This window comes from Paenibacillus sp. NPDC056722, assembly GCF_042790635.1.
GTDB lineage: Bacteria > Bacillota > Bacilli > Paenibacillales > Paenibacillaceae > Paenibacillus_AQ > Paenibacillus_AQ agri.
Genome location: NZ_JBHTYV010000003.1, coordinates 609,867 through 625,494, shown reverse-complemented (window position 1 = coordinate 625,494; position 15,628 = coordinate 609,867). Strand labels below are relative to the sequence as shown.

Genomic DNA, 15,628 nt, shown 5'->3' with positions numbered 1-15,628 from the left:
AAACCCAAACCCAAACCCAAACCCAAACCCAAACCCAAACCCAAACCCAAACCCAAACCCAAACCCAAACCCAAACCCAAACCCAAACCCAAACCACTCGGCCTTCAGACGTGCAGGTCTCGTAAAGTAAAAATGGGTGTTACCCGTTATGCAGCGTCTAAATAACGGGAAATTCTCCCGTTAATTTTTCGAAAATGGCGTGTTCCAACAAAATAACGGGAAAAATTCCCGTTAATCTCTAGGATACCCTTCGATTTTCTGATAAAGGGGAAAAATAACTGGAGAAATTCCCTTTAATCCGGGCAAAACGCTTGAAAGGGGAGAATTAACGGTACATTTTCCTGTTAAATCAGAGCTATGCCCAGATCCCAGATCCCAGAACCACATCCCAGATCCCAGTTCCCAAGTTAGGGTGTGAGGATCTGCATGGATTCTGACCAATCCACCATTCTGCGCTACAAGCGCACGAAGGTTCAAATCCTTTTTCGGACAACCCCTTCGTCAATAACGTTCTCCGGACGGCCTTATTCTGATTAAGTCCGGTCTTCGGTGAGATAGGTTTTGACTGCCGGCGGATTGTATGCCGCGAACTGATCCAGAATTCCCTTTGCAGTAGTATCGACCAGCACCATGGAACGGTATTTTTCCTGCATGAATTTCTCGGCAGCGATATGATCAAACATGGTAATTAAAGCGTCGTAGTAATGTTCGATGTTTAGCAGACCCAGTGGTTTATCGTGAAGTCCAAGCTGGCCCCAGGTGAAAATCTCGAAGTATTCTTCCAGCGTGCCTGGTCCTCCCGGCAAAGCGATGAAGCCATCGGCGAGTTCTGCCATCTTGGCTTTGCGTTCATGCATCGAATCGACAACAATCAGCTCCGTCAGGTGGTTGTGGGCAATTTCCCGGGTTTGCAGAAAATGCGGCAGGACGCCGACTACCTTCCCGCCGTTCTCTAATACAGCATCCGCTACGGCGCCCATCAAGCCTACACTGGCTCCGCCATAGATCAGGGTGATGTTACGCTCTGCAAGTTCATGACCTAATTTCTGTGCGCCTTCTCTATAGACAGGGGATGCACCTTCACTCGATCCGCAAAAAACAGCTACACTCTTCATCGTATCCTCTCTCCTTCGGAATGCTTTTTATAGGTATCCTACCATACGTATGTTCGGGTGTGAAGTGACCAGAGTCATCGGCATGAACGCTACACTTCGGGGCCGGAGGAATTACATTTGACTTTAATAATATCTCTACCTATAATTAAAAATATGAACGGTCTGTCTTTTATTTATAGATTCATAATTTCCTAATATTATAAAAAATCATAAGGAGAGATTAGAATGAGCAGAGTGTGGTTTATTACAGGAACGTCAACAGGGTTTGGGCGGAAATTCGTGGAGCAATTGCTTCACACTGGAGATAAAATTGTTGCTACAGCACGGAACATTGATTCCATCGCTGATTTGAAAGAAAAATCGCCGGAGAATGTGCACATTGCTGCACTCGATGTCACGAAGAAAGAACAGATTGAAGCAGCGGTGAAAGAGGCCGTGGACGTATTCGGCCGGATTGATATTGTCGTTAATAACGCTGGTTACGGGCTATTTGGAATGCTGGAGGAATATACGGATGAGCAGATCAGAGATCAGTTTGATGTGAACGTGTTCGGTATGCTGGATGTTATCCGGGCCACTCTTCCGGTCTTCAAGAAGCAGAAGTCGGGGCATTATGTGAACTTGTCTTCGGTCTTTGGAGTGTGGGCTGTTCCAACTTACAGTGTATATGCGGCATCCAAATTTGCAGTGGAAGGTTTCTCCAAAGCAATGGCAGCTGAGCTGGCGATGTTCGGGATTAAGACTACGATTGTGGAACCGGGCGTCTTCTTGACGGAATTCATGGGATCTTCCCAAAAACAAAGCCAATCTACCGACGAATATGCACCGGTGTATGAAGCCTTCAACAAGAGCTATGAGGCCTTGAAAATAGGCGATCAGGGTAAAGCGGTAGAATCCATTATTGCTATGATCAACAGTGAGAACCCACCCCTGCATTTCCCGGTAGGTGCTATGGCAACCTATAGTATCCGGGATGAGCTGGGCAAAAGAATCGAAGAAGTTGTGGCGTGGGAAAAGGTATCGTTGATCGCGGAGTAAGCCCCGCCACGGTCACGTTATCCGTCAAAAGAGACCTTACGGCTGAAGTCGTAAGGTCTCTTTTTATTGCCAACATCGGTTTATTTCAGTACCTCATCGATATAACGAGCGAGTTGATCTTTGATCAACTGGAGCGGGGAGAACGGAAGAAGCTTGTTCATGAGCAGACTTCCCTCGATCAGCGAGAGTATGACTACGGCCGTATTACGGGTATTGGCATCCGATCGGAATTCCCCTTGGGCGATTCCTGTATTTATGATATCTTCCAGTAATACCAGCATTCTGTCCATCGCTTCTTGTGCATGTTGGAACAGGGGAGGGGAAACAGCTTCGGCTTCTACAGCAGCATTGGCAATAGGACAGCCACCTGGAAAATCGAGGTCGAGATAAGTCTCGACAAAGGCATTCAGCTTATCGGCTGCTGCTGATGCCGAGGCGATGGCCGGCTCCATCTGTTCAGTAATCAGTGTGCAGTTGTATTTGAACGACTCGATCATCAGGTCTTCTTTATCTCTGAAATGATTATATAAGCCGCCTTTTTGCAGTCCGGTCGCATCCGTAACCTCGGCCAGGGAGGTGGATAAGTAACCGCGCTGATTAAGCAGCAGGGAGGTTTTCTCGATCACATATTGTTTCGTTTTCTCACCTTTACGAATCTTCAACACCGCCTTTCAAGCTCATGCTTCTTCTTTATTCTAAATTCAAAGGAAGCAGACGTCAATAAAAGACGGATTGTTCGTTTTCATAGTGAATCATTCTGTATATTATTGTATAGCAGAGAATGTATGAACAGATTTTCGTATCCCCGGCAAGGCCAGCAGTGAGTGCTGTTTACAGTCCGGCAAAGGATATGTTGGCCCCCATATAATAACCGATAGAGGTGAATACCAGAACCCACACCAGTGATCCTAGGCTGGCGGTAAGGAAATATTTCCGAAAGGGCATGGCACTAATTCCGGAGATGTAGCTAGTAGCATGTCTCAGGCCTGGAACGAAGTATCCGAGTAGGATCGTCCAGAGACCAAACTTTGCGAACCAGCGCTTGACAATCTCAAACCGTTTGGTGGTGAGGCCGATCCACTTGCCATGCTTGTCAACCAGTGGTTGTCCCAGTTTTTTGCCCAGGGTATAGCTAGTGAGCATACCTGTGACCGCTCCGATGAAGCAGACCAGCACGGAAATCGAGAAATCAAGGACCATTACAGAACACAGATAGCCTACGAACAGCATTAGAATTTCATCGGGAACCGGAATGCCTATAATTCCAAGCGCAAGCAGCGCAAAAATCGCGAAATATCCATATTGAGTGATCATATCCATAATCCATGCCATGCTGCAGTCACTTCCTGGCGTAAGTTTTTTTAAAGGATGGAAACGGAATTCTGCTTATCATCAGAACAGACAGCAAGCCCATCACAAGCAGTGTCATTTCAGGCTTCACCCGGTCACCGAGTAATGTTGTAAGAGACAGTATTACTCCGGCAGCGGTAATGGGCAGACCGACGAACCCTCTGACGGGAGCACTTATATTAAATCTTGCCAACCGGAGCGCCCCGCATACCAGGAATACAACCGCCGCGAGCGGTCCGAGCCACACAGAATCCTCCAGCTTGTACATTAAGATCAGAAATACCGGGGCAATCCCGAAGGAAACGATGTCTGCGAGTGAGTCCAACTGTTTGCCAAAATCACTGGGACAATGCAGTAGACGAGCCAACAATCCATCCAGCACATCACATACGGCTGCAACCATCACCAGTGCAAATGCGACCATATATTCTTCGCGAATGGTAAAAAATAATGATAAGGCCCCTGCTCCCAAGTTGATTACAGTGAAAGCTGAGGGTAACCAAATCCATTTCATGTTTATTTTCACGCCTTTCGTGTAAAAAAAGATGATATTGAAAAATGATTAATGATCAAAGGTAATGACGATGCGTACGCCCATCCCCGTGTTCTCCGCTACATACCGGCAGCCGTGCAGATCCAGAATCCGCTTGACGATGGCAAGCCCAAGTCCTGTCCCGCCAGTCTGACGGCTGCGTGAAGGCTCAGCCCGGAAAAACCGCTCCCAGATTTGCTCCAACTGATGCTCCGGGATTTGCTCGCCGGTATTTTCAATGGAGAAAATAGAGGACTCTTCCAAGCCCTTGATACTTATAGTAATCGTGCTGCCTTCCACCGCATGACGGATCGCATTGGTAACGAGGTTAGAGACTACCTGTTCCATCCACCTTAAATCGCCATAGAGCGGGAGCTCATTGGAAGGAATAATCACAGCCTCGAGATTTTTTTGCTTCAATAAATAGACGAGCTTGCCCATTACATCTTCCACCAGCTCGCTGAGCATATAGGTTGTTTTACGGAGCTTGAGAGTGTCGGACTGCAAGGTCGCAAGATTCAGCATATCCTGAACGAGCATCTCCATTTTGTCCGATTCCTCGATAATGACGCCGATGTAGTGATCCTGCTTGCCAGCGCTCACCCCGTCCTGCAACCCTTCCGCGAAGCCCTTAATGATGCTGATGGGGGTCTTCAGCTCATGCGATGCATTGGCGAAAAACTCTTGCTGGGCGATCTCCATTTTTTGCTTTTCTTTCATATCGCTCACCAGTTGCTGATTAGCCTCCTGAAGCTCCCCTAGCGCGCTGTCCAGCTTGCGCGAGAGGGTGTGCATGCTGGACGAAAGACTGCCCAGCTCGTCATTTTGCCGGATAGGCTCGTGATCAGTGAAGTCGAGATTGACCATTCGCTTCGCTGCATTGTTAATCGAGATAAGCGGACGGGTCACGATTTTTGAGAAGAAGAGAGACAGAAACAGGATTAGAATGAACCCGCCGATGCCGAGATAGACATAGAACCACTGCAGGGCCTGATTCGTCTCACTGACCTCCTGGAGCGAAGTCACTGTGAACAACAGGTCAATGTCGCCGTTCTTCATCTTCACAGGGTAGAGCAGAACGGAACTGCGGACGCCGGTCCAGGGTTCTGTCCAATCTGCTTGCTGAACCTCCAGTTTTTTTAGCTTCTCAAGCAGGGTTGGAGTTAGAGGGAACCATTCCTCCATAGCAGACAGCATAAGAACCTGGCGGGGGTTCCATGTCTTCAGATCAGGGAGTACAATCTCTGTAACTGTGCCCGTAATGGTCTCTGTTTCCCCAAACTCGTCTTCGCCAGTTATCACTTTTGCAGAAGGTTCTCCAACTACCGGTCCGCCTTGCTTGTAAATGTTTATCGGATAAAGCACATGGATCTGCGAATCTTCAACGATATCGTTCTCACCGAAGATGGTTAGCTGATCGCCCTGCTGTATCTGGGCATTCTTCAGCTCCGTGCCATACATATTCATAAAAAGGGACAGGTTGATCGTAACGAGCTGCCCATTTTCTTTTTTCAACGTGATATGGAAGGGGTCGCCTAGCTTCACTTTGCCTTCCAGGGTCAGAATGGCCAGCTGGCTTTTGTTCTGAATGATGAACTTGGCCGTGTCCTTGGAAATTTGACTCATGCTCCGATTCTCTTCTGAGGCGTAGTTTGCGGCGTAAGTCTTCAAATGATTTTCTACCCGGGAGATTTTCTGGTTCTCGTAGAAGCCTTCGAAGAACAGCATTTGGCTGAGGATCACCATGCCGTAAAAGCACAGGAAAAAAACAACGGTCATGATAAACAGCTTATAGGTGACGCCACGCTTCTTCATTCTTCCTCCTCGAACTTATAGCCGGTACCGATTACAGTACGGATATGACGTGATTCCGTTCCGAGCTTGCTCCGCAGTTTTTTGATATGGGTATCCACGACACGGGAATCACCTTCAAAATCCAATCCCCATATCCGGTCAAGTACAGTGTCGCGTGAAATGACAATCCCTTTGTTTTTGATCAAATAAAGAAGCAGTTCATACTCCTTGGGAGCCAGCTCCACTTCCACATGGTTCACTTCCAGCCGCCGGGCCATCGTGTTCAGTACCGCACCGCCGAACGTTAAGAGTGACGGCTGAGCTTTGGAAAGACCCTCGACTCTTTTCATCAGAACATTCGCCCGGGCCACGAGCACCTTAGGACTAAACGGCTTGGTGACGTAATCGTCGGCACCCAGCTCAAAGCCTAATATTTTATCATCCTCGCCGGATTTGGCCGTCAGCAAAATAATAGGCACCTCTGAGCGGCTGCGAACCTGCCGGCATACTTCCCAGCCATCGATTTCCGGCATCATGATATCCAGAATCAGGAGGTCCGGCTGCAGGTCATCGAAACGGAGTAAGGCTTCTTGACCGTTGCCAGCTTCGTAGACATCCCAATCACTTTGTATAAAATAGTCGGCAATGACTTCACGAATACGGATTTCATCCTCAACGAGAAGCACTTTTTTATTCATGGAATCCCTCTTTTAATTCAGCTTGAAAAAAAGTATAACCTGCGGGTATGTCTTTCATGTGTCCATGAGGACACCGTGATAAATTTGGGGAAGAGGCGGGGGAGTCAATTTAAACATCATCAAATGAAGTGAAAAACACATTTACGGGTGATTTTGAAGACGCGGCCCTTTGGAAAGCCGAATTGCTTCGAGATGGTAATCCCGTTAACCGGTTCAAGCTGGCCGATGGCATCCAGCACATGCAGCATGATGATCGTCAGTTCCTTGATCAGCTCTTTAAGGACCGGAATGTCCGTATGCTCTAGCATCCATGCGGTTTCCTCGTCATCCTCCTGCTGCAACTTTTTTTGTAAAGCATAGGTCTGCTCCAGCAGAGTTTGGATCAAAGTATCATTATCGCCGCCTGTGCCGGGATCGGAATCAGGGGAAGAGTTATAGGATAGATTCATGTCTGCTCTCCTTATAAGTAAGGCTTCCTCAGTATAACAATAATAAGGTCACCTATAAAGGTTCGGGGAAACCATAACTGGTGTCACATATATATCATGATTTTTGAGATCAAAAAGCAATAAAATCATAGAAATTGGTGCCTTCTTATCGTAGAAATGATAACAAAATCACAGCAATCGAAAGTTTAAAATGCGTTATAGCTATGATAGCATTCCACTTGTAAGCGGATTCATGAAATGTAGAGGGGGTTCCACTTTGCTCAAAGAACTGAATAAGCACAAGGTCTTGTATCTGATGACCTTGCCTGCGATGCTACTGCTGCTGGTATTCAGTTATTTTCCGATGGCCGGCATTATTATCGCGTTTAAAGATTTCAATTTAAGTACGGGGATATTTCGCAGCTCCTGGGCACACCCGGTCTATGAGAATTTTCAATACTTCTTTACTTCATCCAATTGGGTCCGGGTAACCCGGAATACCATCCTGCTGAATTTATTGTTCATCGCGGTTGGCACCTTCCTTAATGTGGCGCTGGCGATCCTTTTTAATGAGATCCGGTCGGTCTGGTTCAAGCGGGTTTCTCAATCACTAACGCTGCTTCCATACTTCATCTCCTGGATTGTGGTGGGCGTGTTCGCTTACAACATCCTGAGCTATGAGCACGGAATGTTAAGCGAGCTGCTGGTGAGATGGGGCTTTGATAAGATTGACTGGTATTCGCGTCCAATGGCTTGGCCTTTTATAATCGCCATAATTTTTGTATGGAAAAGCATCGGCTATAACAGCATCATCTACCTGGCGACCCTGATGGGGATTGACAATACGCTTTATGAATCGGCCCGGATTGACGGGGCTACCAAGTTCAGGCAGATCATTCATATTACCATTCCGATGCTGCGGCCAACCATTATCGTGCTGACCCTGCTTGGTATCGGCCACATTATGAACTCTGATTTCGGAATGTTCTACTCCCTTGTCGGCGATAACTCTCAGATCTATTCTACAGTGGATGTCATCGACACCTTTGTCTTCCGCAGCCTGAAGGGAGCCGGGGATATGGGAATGGCCGCAGCGGCGAACTTCTATCAGTCGGTACTGGCCTTCGCGCTTGTCTATATCAGCAACCGGCTGGCCCGCAAGTATGAAAGCGACGCAGCGCTCTTTTAAAAAAATGAGGTGCATAATGGAGGTACTTGCATGAAAATCAGCACATCCTTTTCCTGGGGCCAAGCGTTTCTAAATCTGATCGTCACGCTGATCGCCCTGTTCTGTGTCATCCCGTTTATCATCATTCTATCCAGCTCTATGACCCGGGAAATGGATATTCTCACCAGCGGGTATAATCTGTTTCCGAAAAATATTGACTTTGCGGCTTACCAGTATTTGTTCCAGCGGATGAGTGTGATCCTGAATGGATACAAGGTCACGAGTCTGGTCACGGTGATTGGTACCATTGCCAGTCTGGCGATTACGGCCATGATTGCTTACCCGCTGTCACTGCGCAGGCTGAAATACCGTAATTTTATCTCCGCCTACGTGCTGCTCACAATGCTCTTCAGCGGCGGAATGGTTCCATGGTATATCATCTGCGTCAAATATCTTCATCTTCACAACAATATGGCTGCACTTATTCTGCCTTCGATGGTTAACGGGTTCAATGTGTTCCTGATGCGCAGCTACTTCTCCTCGATCCCGGAGGAAATGCATGAATCCGCCAAAATCGACGGTTCCGGAGAGTTCCGGACGTTGATATCTATCATTTTGCCGCTATCGACACCGGTGTTTGCCTCTGTAGGCTTGTTTATAGCTCTGGGCTACTGGAATGACTGGTGGCTGGGGCTGATGCTAATCGACAAGGTAGAGCTGCAGCCGCTGCAGCTGCTTCTGCGGACCATTATCTCGAATGTGGATTATCTGGCCAATTCCAGCGTGCTGGCCACGACTGCTGACCAGATGATGCCGCGCGAAAGTATCAAGATGGCTGCCACGATGATTACAATCGGTCCGATTATTTTTCTGTATCCGTTCCTCCAGAAGTATTTCGTCAAGGGATTGATGCTGGGGGCGATTAAAGGGTAAGACATTCGCGTGTTTGGCAGGTTGATGAAGGCTTGAACGGCAATGGTGCCGCTGAGCATATTCACAAAATTGTTAATAGGGGGAACGGCAATGGTCAAAGGAAAGAGATCGGCTGCGCTGGGATTGACGGTGCTGCTGGCAGGAGGGCTGCTCGCGGGCTGCGGCGGCGGAGACAAAGAGAGTGCAAGCACCCCAAGTAATACAGAAGGTACTAAAACAAGCGAAGGACAAAAGACAGAGCTGAAGCCGGTTACGCTGCGCTTTTATTTCCCGGGAGATAAGCCGCAGGCGACTGATGAGGTGTGGTCGTATGTGTCAGAGCTGACCAAGGATACCTTAAATGCCAAGTTCGAGATCAATTTTGTCAACTGGAATGACTATAAGGATAAAATGAAGTTGTTGCAGGCTTCGGGCGATAATTATGATCTTAATTTTGATGCGAACTGGAATGATTTCTCCAACGCCATGAATCGCGGCTCTTACCTGGATCTAACCGATCTGCTGCCACAATATGCACCGAAGCTGACTGAAACGTACAAAGAACAGAATCTGCTGGACCCGATCAAGGTCAAGGGACGGGTGTACGGGGCGCCTTGGACACTGAAGAAAAGTATTAAGCCTATCGTCTGGTATCGGGGTGATCTGGCGAAAAAAGGAGGCTACATGAAAGACAAGGTAGAAACGGTTGAGGAACTGGATGAGTACCTCCATGCTGCTAAAAAGGCTTCGCCGCAAATTCTCCCTATCTCCTGGCGGCCGGATAACTGGTACAGCGATGTTGCCCAGGTGTTTCTGCAAAAGTATGAATACGAGAACCTGAACTCAATGGGCCTGGTCGTCAAGATTGATGATCCCGAGCATAAGGTCATCCCGTGGGAACAGACTGAAGCCTTCAAGGAACTCGTATTCTATGCTAAGAAGTGGAACGAGGCTGGCCTGATTCCACGCAACCTGCTGGCCACCAAAGGAACGGAAGGTGACTTCTCGGCCGGAACGCTGAGCGCTGCTATTAACCAGATTGACGGAGGAATTCTGGAGAACCCTAACACGTTCAAGCCGTCTGTGGAAGCTGAAGGAGCTGTGAAGACCTGGTCGGAATTCTATCCGGATAAGAAATGGGTGATCGCTTCACCGCTTGATAATATTGTAGCGATCAACAAAAATGCAGCCAACCCGGAACGGGTGCTCATGTTCCTGGAGGAGCTGTCGACGAACCAGAAGGTGTATGATGCTGTGATTTATGGCATTTTGGATAAGACCTACAAGCTGGATGGCGATAACGTGAAGTACATGGATGGGCAAGGTAATGGCCAACCGACCAACTATCTTGATTGGCCGGGACAGTGGGGCTTCTGGCGTAAGGAGTTCCAGAAGTATGATGAGCAGCATACGCCGAAATACTATGAGACTTATGATGCCTTCATTAATCGTCCGAACCAGATTACGTCGACGGTCAAATACTTCGTGCCTGATCAGACACCGATCAAGACCGAGGCTGCAAAACGGGAGCAGCTGCGCAGTGAGCTGGGCAATCTGCTGATGTGCGGAATCAACATCAAGGATGTGGACAAAGATGTTGCCAATTTTATCGCCAAGGAGAGGGATGCCGGGACCGACAAGATTGTGGCTGAGGTCCAAAAACAGCTGGATGAATTTCTCGCAGCAAACTAAGCTGGATTAACGCTATTGCGTCAAAATCATCATCGCGGGTGGCGATATCATTGCCATTCGCGATCCTTTTCGTCTATACTGAATCCAATAATTGAAAGCGCTTAAAGAGAGAGGCGGGCTGTCGGTGGCAAAGCTCAGGCGGGATTCTTTATTTGTCCGGATGCTGTTATCCTTCATGGCATTGACGATGGTTCTTGTCGTGACGATGACCCTTGTTTTTTCCAACCTCTACTCCAAGACGCTCTTTAATCAGCTATCACGAGAACAAATCAAGGGCCTCGAAACTTTAAGCGGAAATATCGACAATCTCTTCCGTGAGATGGATCAGATCTTTCTGAATTTGGAGATCAATGACAACATCAATTATTTCCTGGCGTTAAGCAGCAGTGATGCCTTGACCAGCAACCAGGCCCGCATCCAGATCCGTAATATCCGCCAAATTAACCCCTACATCCATTCCATTTTTGTTTACAACTCAGCGATTAAAGAATTCATTTGTGAGGGCGAGCTTGGCTTTGATGCCGCAGGCTTTTTAAGGCAGGGGTCGAATTACCGCAAAAGTGTGGGCAACAAGCGGACCATCTATTTAACCCGGCTGGTTCCTACGGGGAACAAACAAGACTTTTTGACCAATAAGAAAGATTACACCATCAGTATCGAATATACGAACCTTAGCATCAGTGGTGAGCAGCAAACGGTAATTATTAATATAGACGAGAATTTGTTTATTCACGATTACCTCGCAAACTCAGGCAATGAACTGCTGATTGCCGACGCTCAGGGAACGCTGCTCGCACATACGGACCCGGAGAGAATTGGCGGGGACATCAAGGACACATCTGCTTTTGCCACCGTATTGCAACAATCTGCGCCCAAGGGCAACCTCTCCGATAAGGAAGGAGCATCCCGATCGCTTGTCGCTTTTGTACAGAATCAAACCACCGGCTGGTATATTTTGAGCAAGGCACCCTATTCCACGCTGGTCAAGCCAATTCAGGATAAACGCAATGGTTTTCTCGCTGTCTGTTTAAGTGTGCTCCTGATGTGTCTCGCTGCTATTTTTTTGATTTCTAAGAGGCTCTACATCCCGGTGGAGAAGTTGACGGAATTGTTCAAACGCTCCCCGTTCCATGTGGAGGGCGGACATACCGGAGATATCTCTTTTATTCAATCGGTGTATACAGAAACACTGCTGCATATGCGTTCACTGGAAAACGAGAATCGGAGCAATCAGCGGATTGTGAAAGAGAGTTATTTGCGCAGCCTGCTGACCGATGGGGGATCTGATGAACGAGAAGAGACTCATACAGGCGATTACAGACTTGTGGTTTGTTTGGACCGGTTCCGTCTGTGTCTGTTCAGGATCGATGCCTATTCACAGTTAGATGGGAAGGAGGCGGCCCTGTTCGAATCGCTGCTGTTCGAGAGTATCAGTCAACGTCTTCAAAATGATTACGCTTATGAGGCTGTAAGGATGCCCAAGGGAGAGATAGCTGTTCTAATTAACGAGAGTGAGGAAGGAACAGAGGACTTCGAGGATCTGCTGGAGTTATTGGAGAGTATTCAGAGGTTCATTGCGTCGCATGGGATCACGGTTAGTGTCGGGCTTAGCGATGTACGTCAGGACCGGAATTGTGCGCTAGCCTATGCACAGGGTCTGGAGATGCTTCAGCAACGGTTTGTGCTAGGCTCTGGCCGGATCATTCATCAGGCAGAGGTTGATGAGACACTTACCCGCAGTTATGGACTTCCGGCGGAGATGGAGAAGAAGCTGATTTCTTGTATTTCTACGAACGACAGAGCTGGATTCCAGGAGAGTTTGGGTGGTGCAGCTTATGTGCTAAAAGGGTTCGTGTACTCTGACGCTATTCAGGCGCTTTTCCATCTCTTTCTGGTCTGCATCACCCAGATGAACCAGACTATTAACGACGAGAACAAACGTCTTGGTGTGCTATATGGGGAACTGAATCTGATCTTTACCGAGATGGAAACGCTGGAGCAGGCCATGGAATGGCTGCTTAGACAATTCGACCATTACAGCAGCAGCTTGGACAGTATCAAGCAGTTGAAGGAGAACAAGTTCTACCGCAAGGTCGAAGAGATTATGCACTACATCCAGCAGAACTATCACGACAATAATTTGAGTGTTGAGGTTCTGGCCGAGCGGGCCGGCTATACGCCTAATTATTTATCTAAGATTTTCAAAGAAGTCACAGGAATCAATTCCAGCGAGTACATCCGCAAGGTGCGAATAGACAAGGCCAAGGAATTGCTGCGCAGCGATGAATACCGGGTGAGCGATGTGGCTGAACTGTGCGGATACACCAACAGCAGTCACTTTTATTCCGCCTTCAAGAAGCAAGTGGGCCTGACGCCTTCAGCATATCGAGAGCTGTCGCTGCAGGATAATTCGCCTGATGGCTTTCCGCAGGAAGGTTAGCACCGCGAAAGCACAGACTGTCGCAAGGTTTCAACCGCTAGCAGCGATTTATAAGGAAGAAATCCGGGTACAACAGCAACCGGAAATTCGAGAGGAGAATGATTCATATGAGTTCAGCTTCACAAGAGAAAGGGAACGTCGAACTGAGGTTATGGTTTACCTCTCCGAGTGACAGATGGGAGACCGCCATACCTGTAGGTAATGGTAGGCTTGGCGCGATGATCTATGGTGATCCGCTGGAAGAGAGGATCGCGTTGAATGAAGACAGCCTGTGGTACGGTGGCCCGCGGAATCGCAACAATCCGGATGCCAAGGCAAAGCTGGCGGAAGTCCGGGGGCTGCTTCTGCGGGGCGAAGCAGGAAAAGCACAGGAACTGGCTGTCCTGGCCCTGTCGGGTGTTCCGGAAAGCCAGCGCCATTATGTTCCACTTGGAGAACTGGCGCTGGTGTTTGAGCATGGCAGAGAAATTGCGAATTATTCACGTCACTTGAATCTGGCTGATGGAATTGCCAGCGTCCATTACGAAGTGGATGGTGTAGGTTATGAACGGGAGATCTTCGTCAGTCATCCTGATCAGGTGATGGTTGTGCGCATCACGGCCAATGCTCCAGGAGCCGTGAGCTTCAAAGCCCGGCTGAAGCGGGGGAGCAACAATCGCTACTATGACGAGCTTGTCCAAGCCGATGATCATACGCTGCTTATGCGGGGGAATGAGGGCGGCGCAGGTGGTGTGGATTTTCGCACCGTAGTGCGTGTGAAAGCCGAGGGTGGCGGCAAGGCTGCCATCATTGGAGAACACGTTGTCGTTGAGCAGGCTGACACTGTGACTCTGTACCTGACAGCGGCAACCTCCTACCGCTATTCCCAGCCGGAGCTGCAAGCTTTGAAGGCCGCGGAAACGGCGGGGAAAATGGAATATGCTGCACTGAAGGAGCGGCATACCCTGGATATGGAGTCTGTGATGGGGCGGGTATCGATCCGGCTAGGCGCAGCGGCGGAAGTGGGCCAATTGCAAGGGGATAACCTGCCAACGGATGTCCGTCTGGAACGTATCCGCAGTGGTGAAGAGGACCTCAGCCTGATCGCGCTTTATTATCAATTCGGACGTTACCTTCTTGCAGCTTCCAGCAGACCCGGCTCCTTGCCGGCCACGCTGCAGGGGATCTGGAATGATCAGTTTCTGCCTCCTTGGGACAGCAAATATACGATTAATATCAACACCCAGATGAATTACTGGATTGCAGAATCAGGCAATCTGGCAGATTGCCATGAACCTCTATTCGAGATGATTGAGCGCATGCGCGAGCCGGGCAGGATAACGGCGCGGGACATGTATGGTTGCAAAGGTTTTGTAGCTCATCATAATACGGATTTGTGGGGCGATACGGCGCCGCAGGATCATTATATTCCAGCTACCTACTGGACAATGGGTGCGGCCTGGCTGAGCCTGCATTTGTGGGAGCATTACCAATTCGGCAGAGATGCAGCCTTTCTGGGGCGCGCATATCCCATACTTAAAGAGGCAGCGGAGTTCTTCGAAGACTATTTGATGGAGCTGCCGGACGGACGTATGGTTACCGTGCCTTCGGTCTCTCCAGAGAATACATATCTGCTGCCCGATGGTACTGCGGGGATCCTCTGCGCAGGTCCATCGATGGACAGCCAGATTCTGCATGAGCTGTTCAGCGCCTGCATTGAGGCAGCGGATCTTCTGGGGGTGGATGCTGCTTTCGCTAAGCGGCTGCATACGCTGCGTGAAAGACTGCCGGAGCCGGAGATCGGCAAGCATGGTCAGCTGAAGGAGTGGCTGGAGGATTATGAAGAGGCTGAGCCGGGCCACCGGCATATTTCACATCTGTTCGCGCTGCATCCTGGTACCCGTTTCTCCGCGAGGGAAACGCCGGAATGGATGAAAGCGGCGCGGGTGACGCTGGAGCGGCGGCTGGCGCACGGCGGAGGCCACACCGGCTGGAGCCGGGCCTGGATCATTAATCTCTGGGCTAGACTTGCGGATGGAGAGAAGGCGTGGGAGAATGTCCAGGCGCTGCTGGCTCATTCCACGCTGCCAAACCTGCTTGACAATCATCCGCCTTTCCAAATTGATGGGAATTTTGGCGGAGCAGCCGGGATTTCCGAGATGCTTCTGCAAAGCCATGCCGGAGAATTGCACCTGCTTCCGGCACTTCCGCAAGCATGGGCCGAAGGCGAGGTACGGGGACTACGGGTCAGGGGCGGTTATGTCGTGGATATGATCTGGAGTCAGGGACAACTGAACCAGGCTATCATTCATGCCCACAGCGACGGGGAATGTGTGCTACGTGTACCTGGTGATGGCGATGTGGAAATCACCTGCAATGGACAACCGGCAGCCGTTACGCGGAACGAAAACGGCTCCGTGAGCTGGGCTGTAACGGCAGACTCAAGCTACACGGTTCTTCCAAGACATTAGCATTTGTAGAA

General features: G+C 49.1%; 13 protein-coding genes. 6 read left to right on the top strand and 7 right to left on the bottom strand.

What is annotated here, in order from left to right:
- Window positions 1-533: 533 nt before the first annotated feature.
- Window positions 534-1,115 (bottom strand): LOG family protein, encoded by a 582-nt coding sequence (locus tag ACFRAM_RS11380; RefSeq protein ID WP_379465928.1) that lies wholly within the window; start codon window positions 1,113-1,115, stop codon window positions 534-536.
- 225 nt (window positions 1,116-1,340) lie between these two features.
- On the opposite strand from ACFRAM_RS11380, the gene ACFRAM_RS11375 reads away from it, so the two are divergent.
- Window positions 1,341-2,153 carry an SDR family NAD(P)-dependent oxidoreductase gene (locus ACFRAM_RS11375; protein WP_379465927.1) on the top strand — a complete coding sequence of 271 codons (813 nt, stop codon included), beginning with the start codon at window positions 1,341-1,343 and terminating at the stop codon, window positions 2,151-2,153.
- A gap of 80 nt (window positions 2,154-2,233) precedes the next feature.
- Here ACFRAM_RS11375 and ACFRAM_RS11370 read toward each other — a convergent pair whose 3' ends face one another.
- From ACFRAM_RS11370 to ACFRAM_RS11345, 6 genes are all read right to left on the bottom strand, one after another.
- Complete coding sequence (locus ACFRAM_RS11370) at window positions 2,234-2,815, bottom strand: TetR/AcrR family transcriptional regulator (protein ID WP_379465926.1); 582 nt, start codon at window positions 2,813-2,815, stop codon at window positions 2,234-2,236.
- 169 nt (window positions 2,816-2,984) lie between these two features.
- Entirely contained in the window at window positions 2,985-3,485 is a 501-nt protein-coding gene (locus tag ACFRAM_RS11365; protein WP_175370031.1) for a DedA family protein, read from the bottom strand.
- A 7-nt stretch (window positions 3,486-3,492) separates the two neighbouring features.
- Window positions 3,493-4,017, bottom strand: a complete 525-nt coding sequence (pssA, locus tag ACFRAM_RS11360) for a CDP-diacylglycerol--serine O-phosphatidyltransferase (protein ID WP_175370032.1) — start codon at window positions 4,015-4,017, stop codon at window positions 3,493-3,495.
- A gap of 48 nt (window positions 4,018-4,065) precedes the next feature.
- Window positions 4,066-5,850 (bottom strand): sensor histidine kinase, encoded by a 1,785-nt coding sequence (locus ACFRAM_RS11355; protein WP_379465925.1) that lies wholly within the window; start codon window positions 5,848-5,850, stop codon window positions 4,066-4,068.
- Complete coding sequence (locus ACFRAM_RS11350) at window positions 5,847-6,527, bottom strand: response regulator transcription factor (RefSeq protein ID WP_175370034.1); 681 nt, start codon at window positions 6,525-6,527, stop codon at window positions 5,847-5,849. The genes ACFRAM_RS11355 and ACFRAM_RS11350 overlap by 4 nt, the downstream gene beginning before the upstream one ends.
- Window positions 6,528-6,646: 119 nt before the next feature.
- The gene (locus tag ACFRAM_RS11345; protein ID WP_379465924.1) at window positions 6,647-6,976 is read right to left on the bottom strand and encodes a hypothetical protein; all 330 of its coding nucleotides are present in this window, start codon (window positions 6,974-6,976) and stop codon (window positions 6,647-6,649) included.
- 256 nt (window positions 6,977-7,232) lie between these two features.
- Here ACFRAM_RS11345 and ACFRAM_RS11340 point away from each other — a divergent pair, with 256 nt between their 5' ends.
- The 5 genes from ACFRAM_RS11340 (at window position 7,233) to ACFRAM_RS11320 (ending at window position 15,617) form a co-directional block, all read left to right on the top strand.
- Entirely contained in the window at window positions 7,233-8,144 is a 912-nt protein-coding gene (locus ACFRAM_RS11340; protein ID WP_379465923.1) for an ABC transporter permease, read from the top strand.
- 30 nt (window positions 8,145-8,174) lie between these two features.
- Complete coding sequence (locus tag ACFRAM_RS11335) at window positions 8,175-9,056, top strand: carbohydrate ABC transporter permease (protein WP_175370037.1); 882 nt, start codon at window positions 8,175-8,177, stop codon at window positions 9,054-9,056.
- Between the two features lie 90 nt (window positions 9,057-9,146).
- Window positions 9,147-10,727: a DUF3502 domain-containing protein gene (locus ACFRAM_RS11330; protein ID WP_175370038.1), complete on the top strand. Its 1,581-nt coding sequence runs from the start codon at window positions 9,147-9,149 to the stop codon at window positions 10,725-10,727.
- A 124-nt stretch (window positions 10,728-10,851) separates the two neighbouring features.
- Window positions 10,852-13,167: an AraC family transcriptional regulator gene (locus ACFRAM_RS11325; protein WP_379465922.1), complete on the top strand. Its 2,316-nt coding sequence runs from the start codon at window positions 10,852-10,854 to the stop codon at window positions 13,165-13,167.
- Between the two features lie 107 nt (window positions 13,168-13,274).
- Window positions 13,275-15,617 (top strand): glycoside hydrolase family 95 protein, encoded by a 2,343-nt coding sequence (locus ACFRAM_RS11320; protein ID WP_379465921.1) that lies wholly within the window; start codon window positions 13,275-13,277, stop codon window positions 15,615-15,617.
- Window positions 15,618-15,628: the final 11 nt, after the last annotated feature.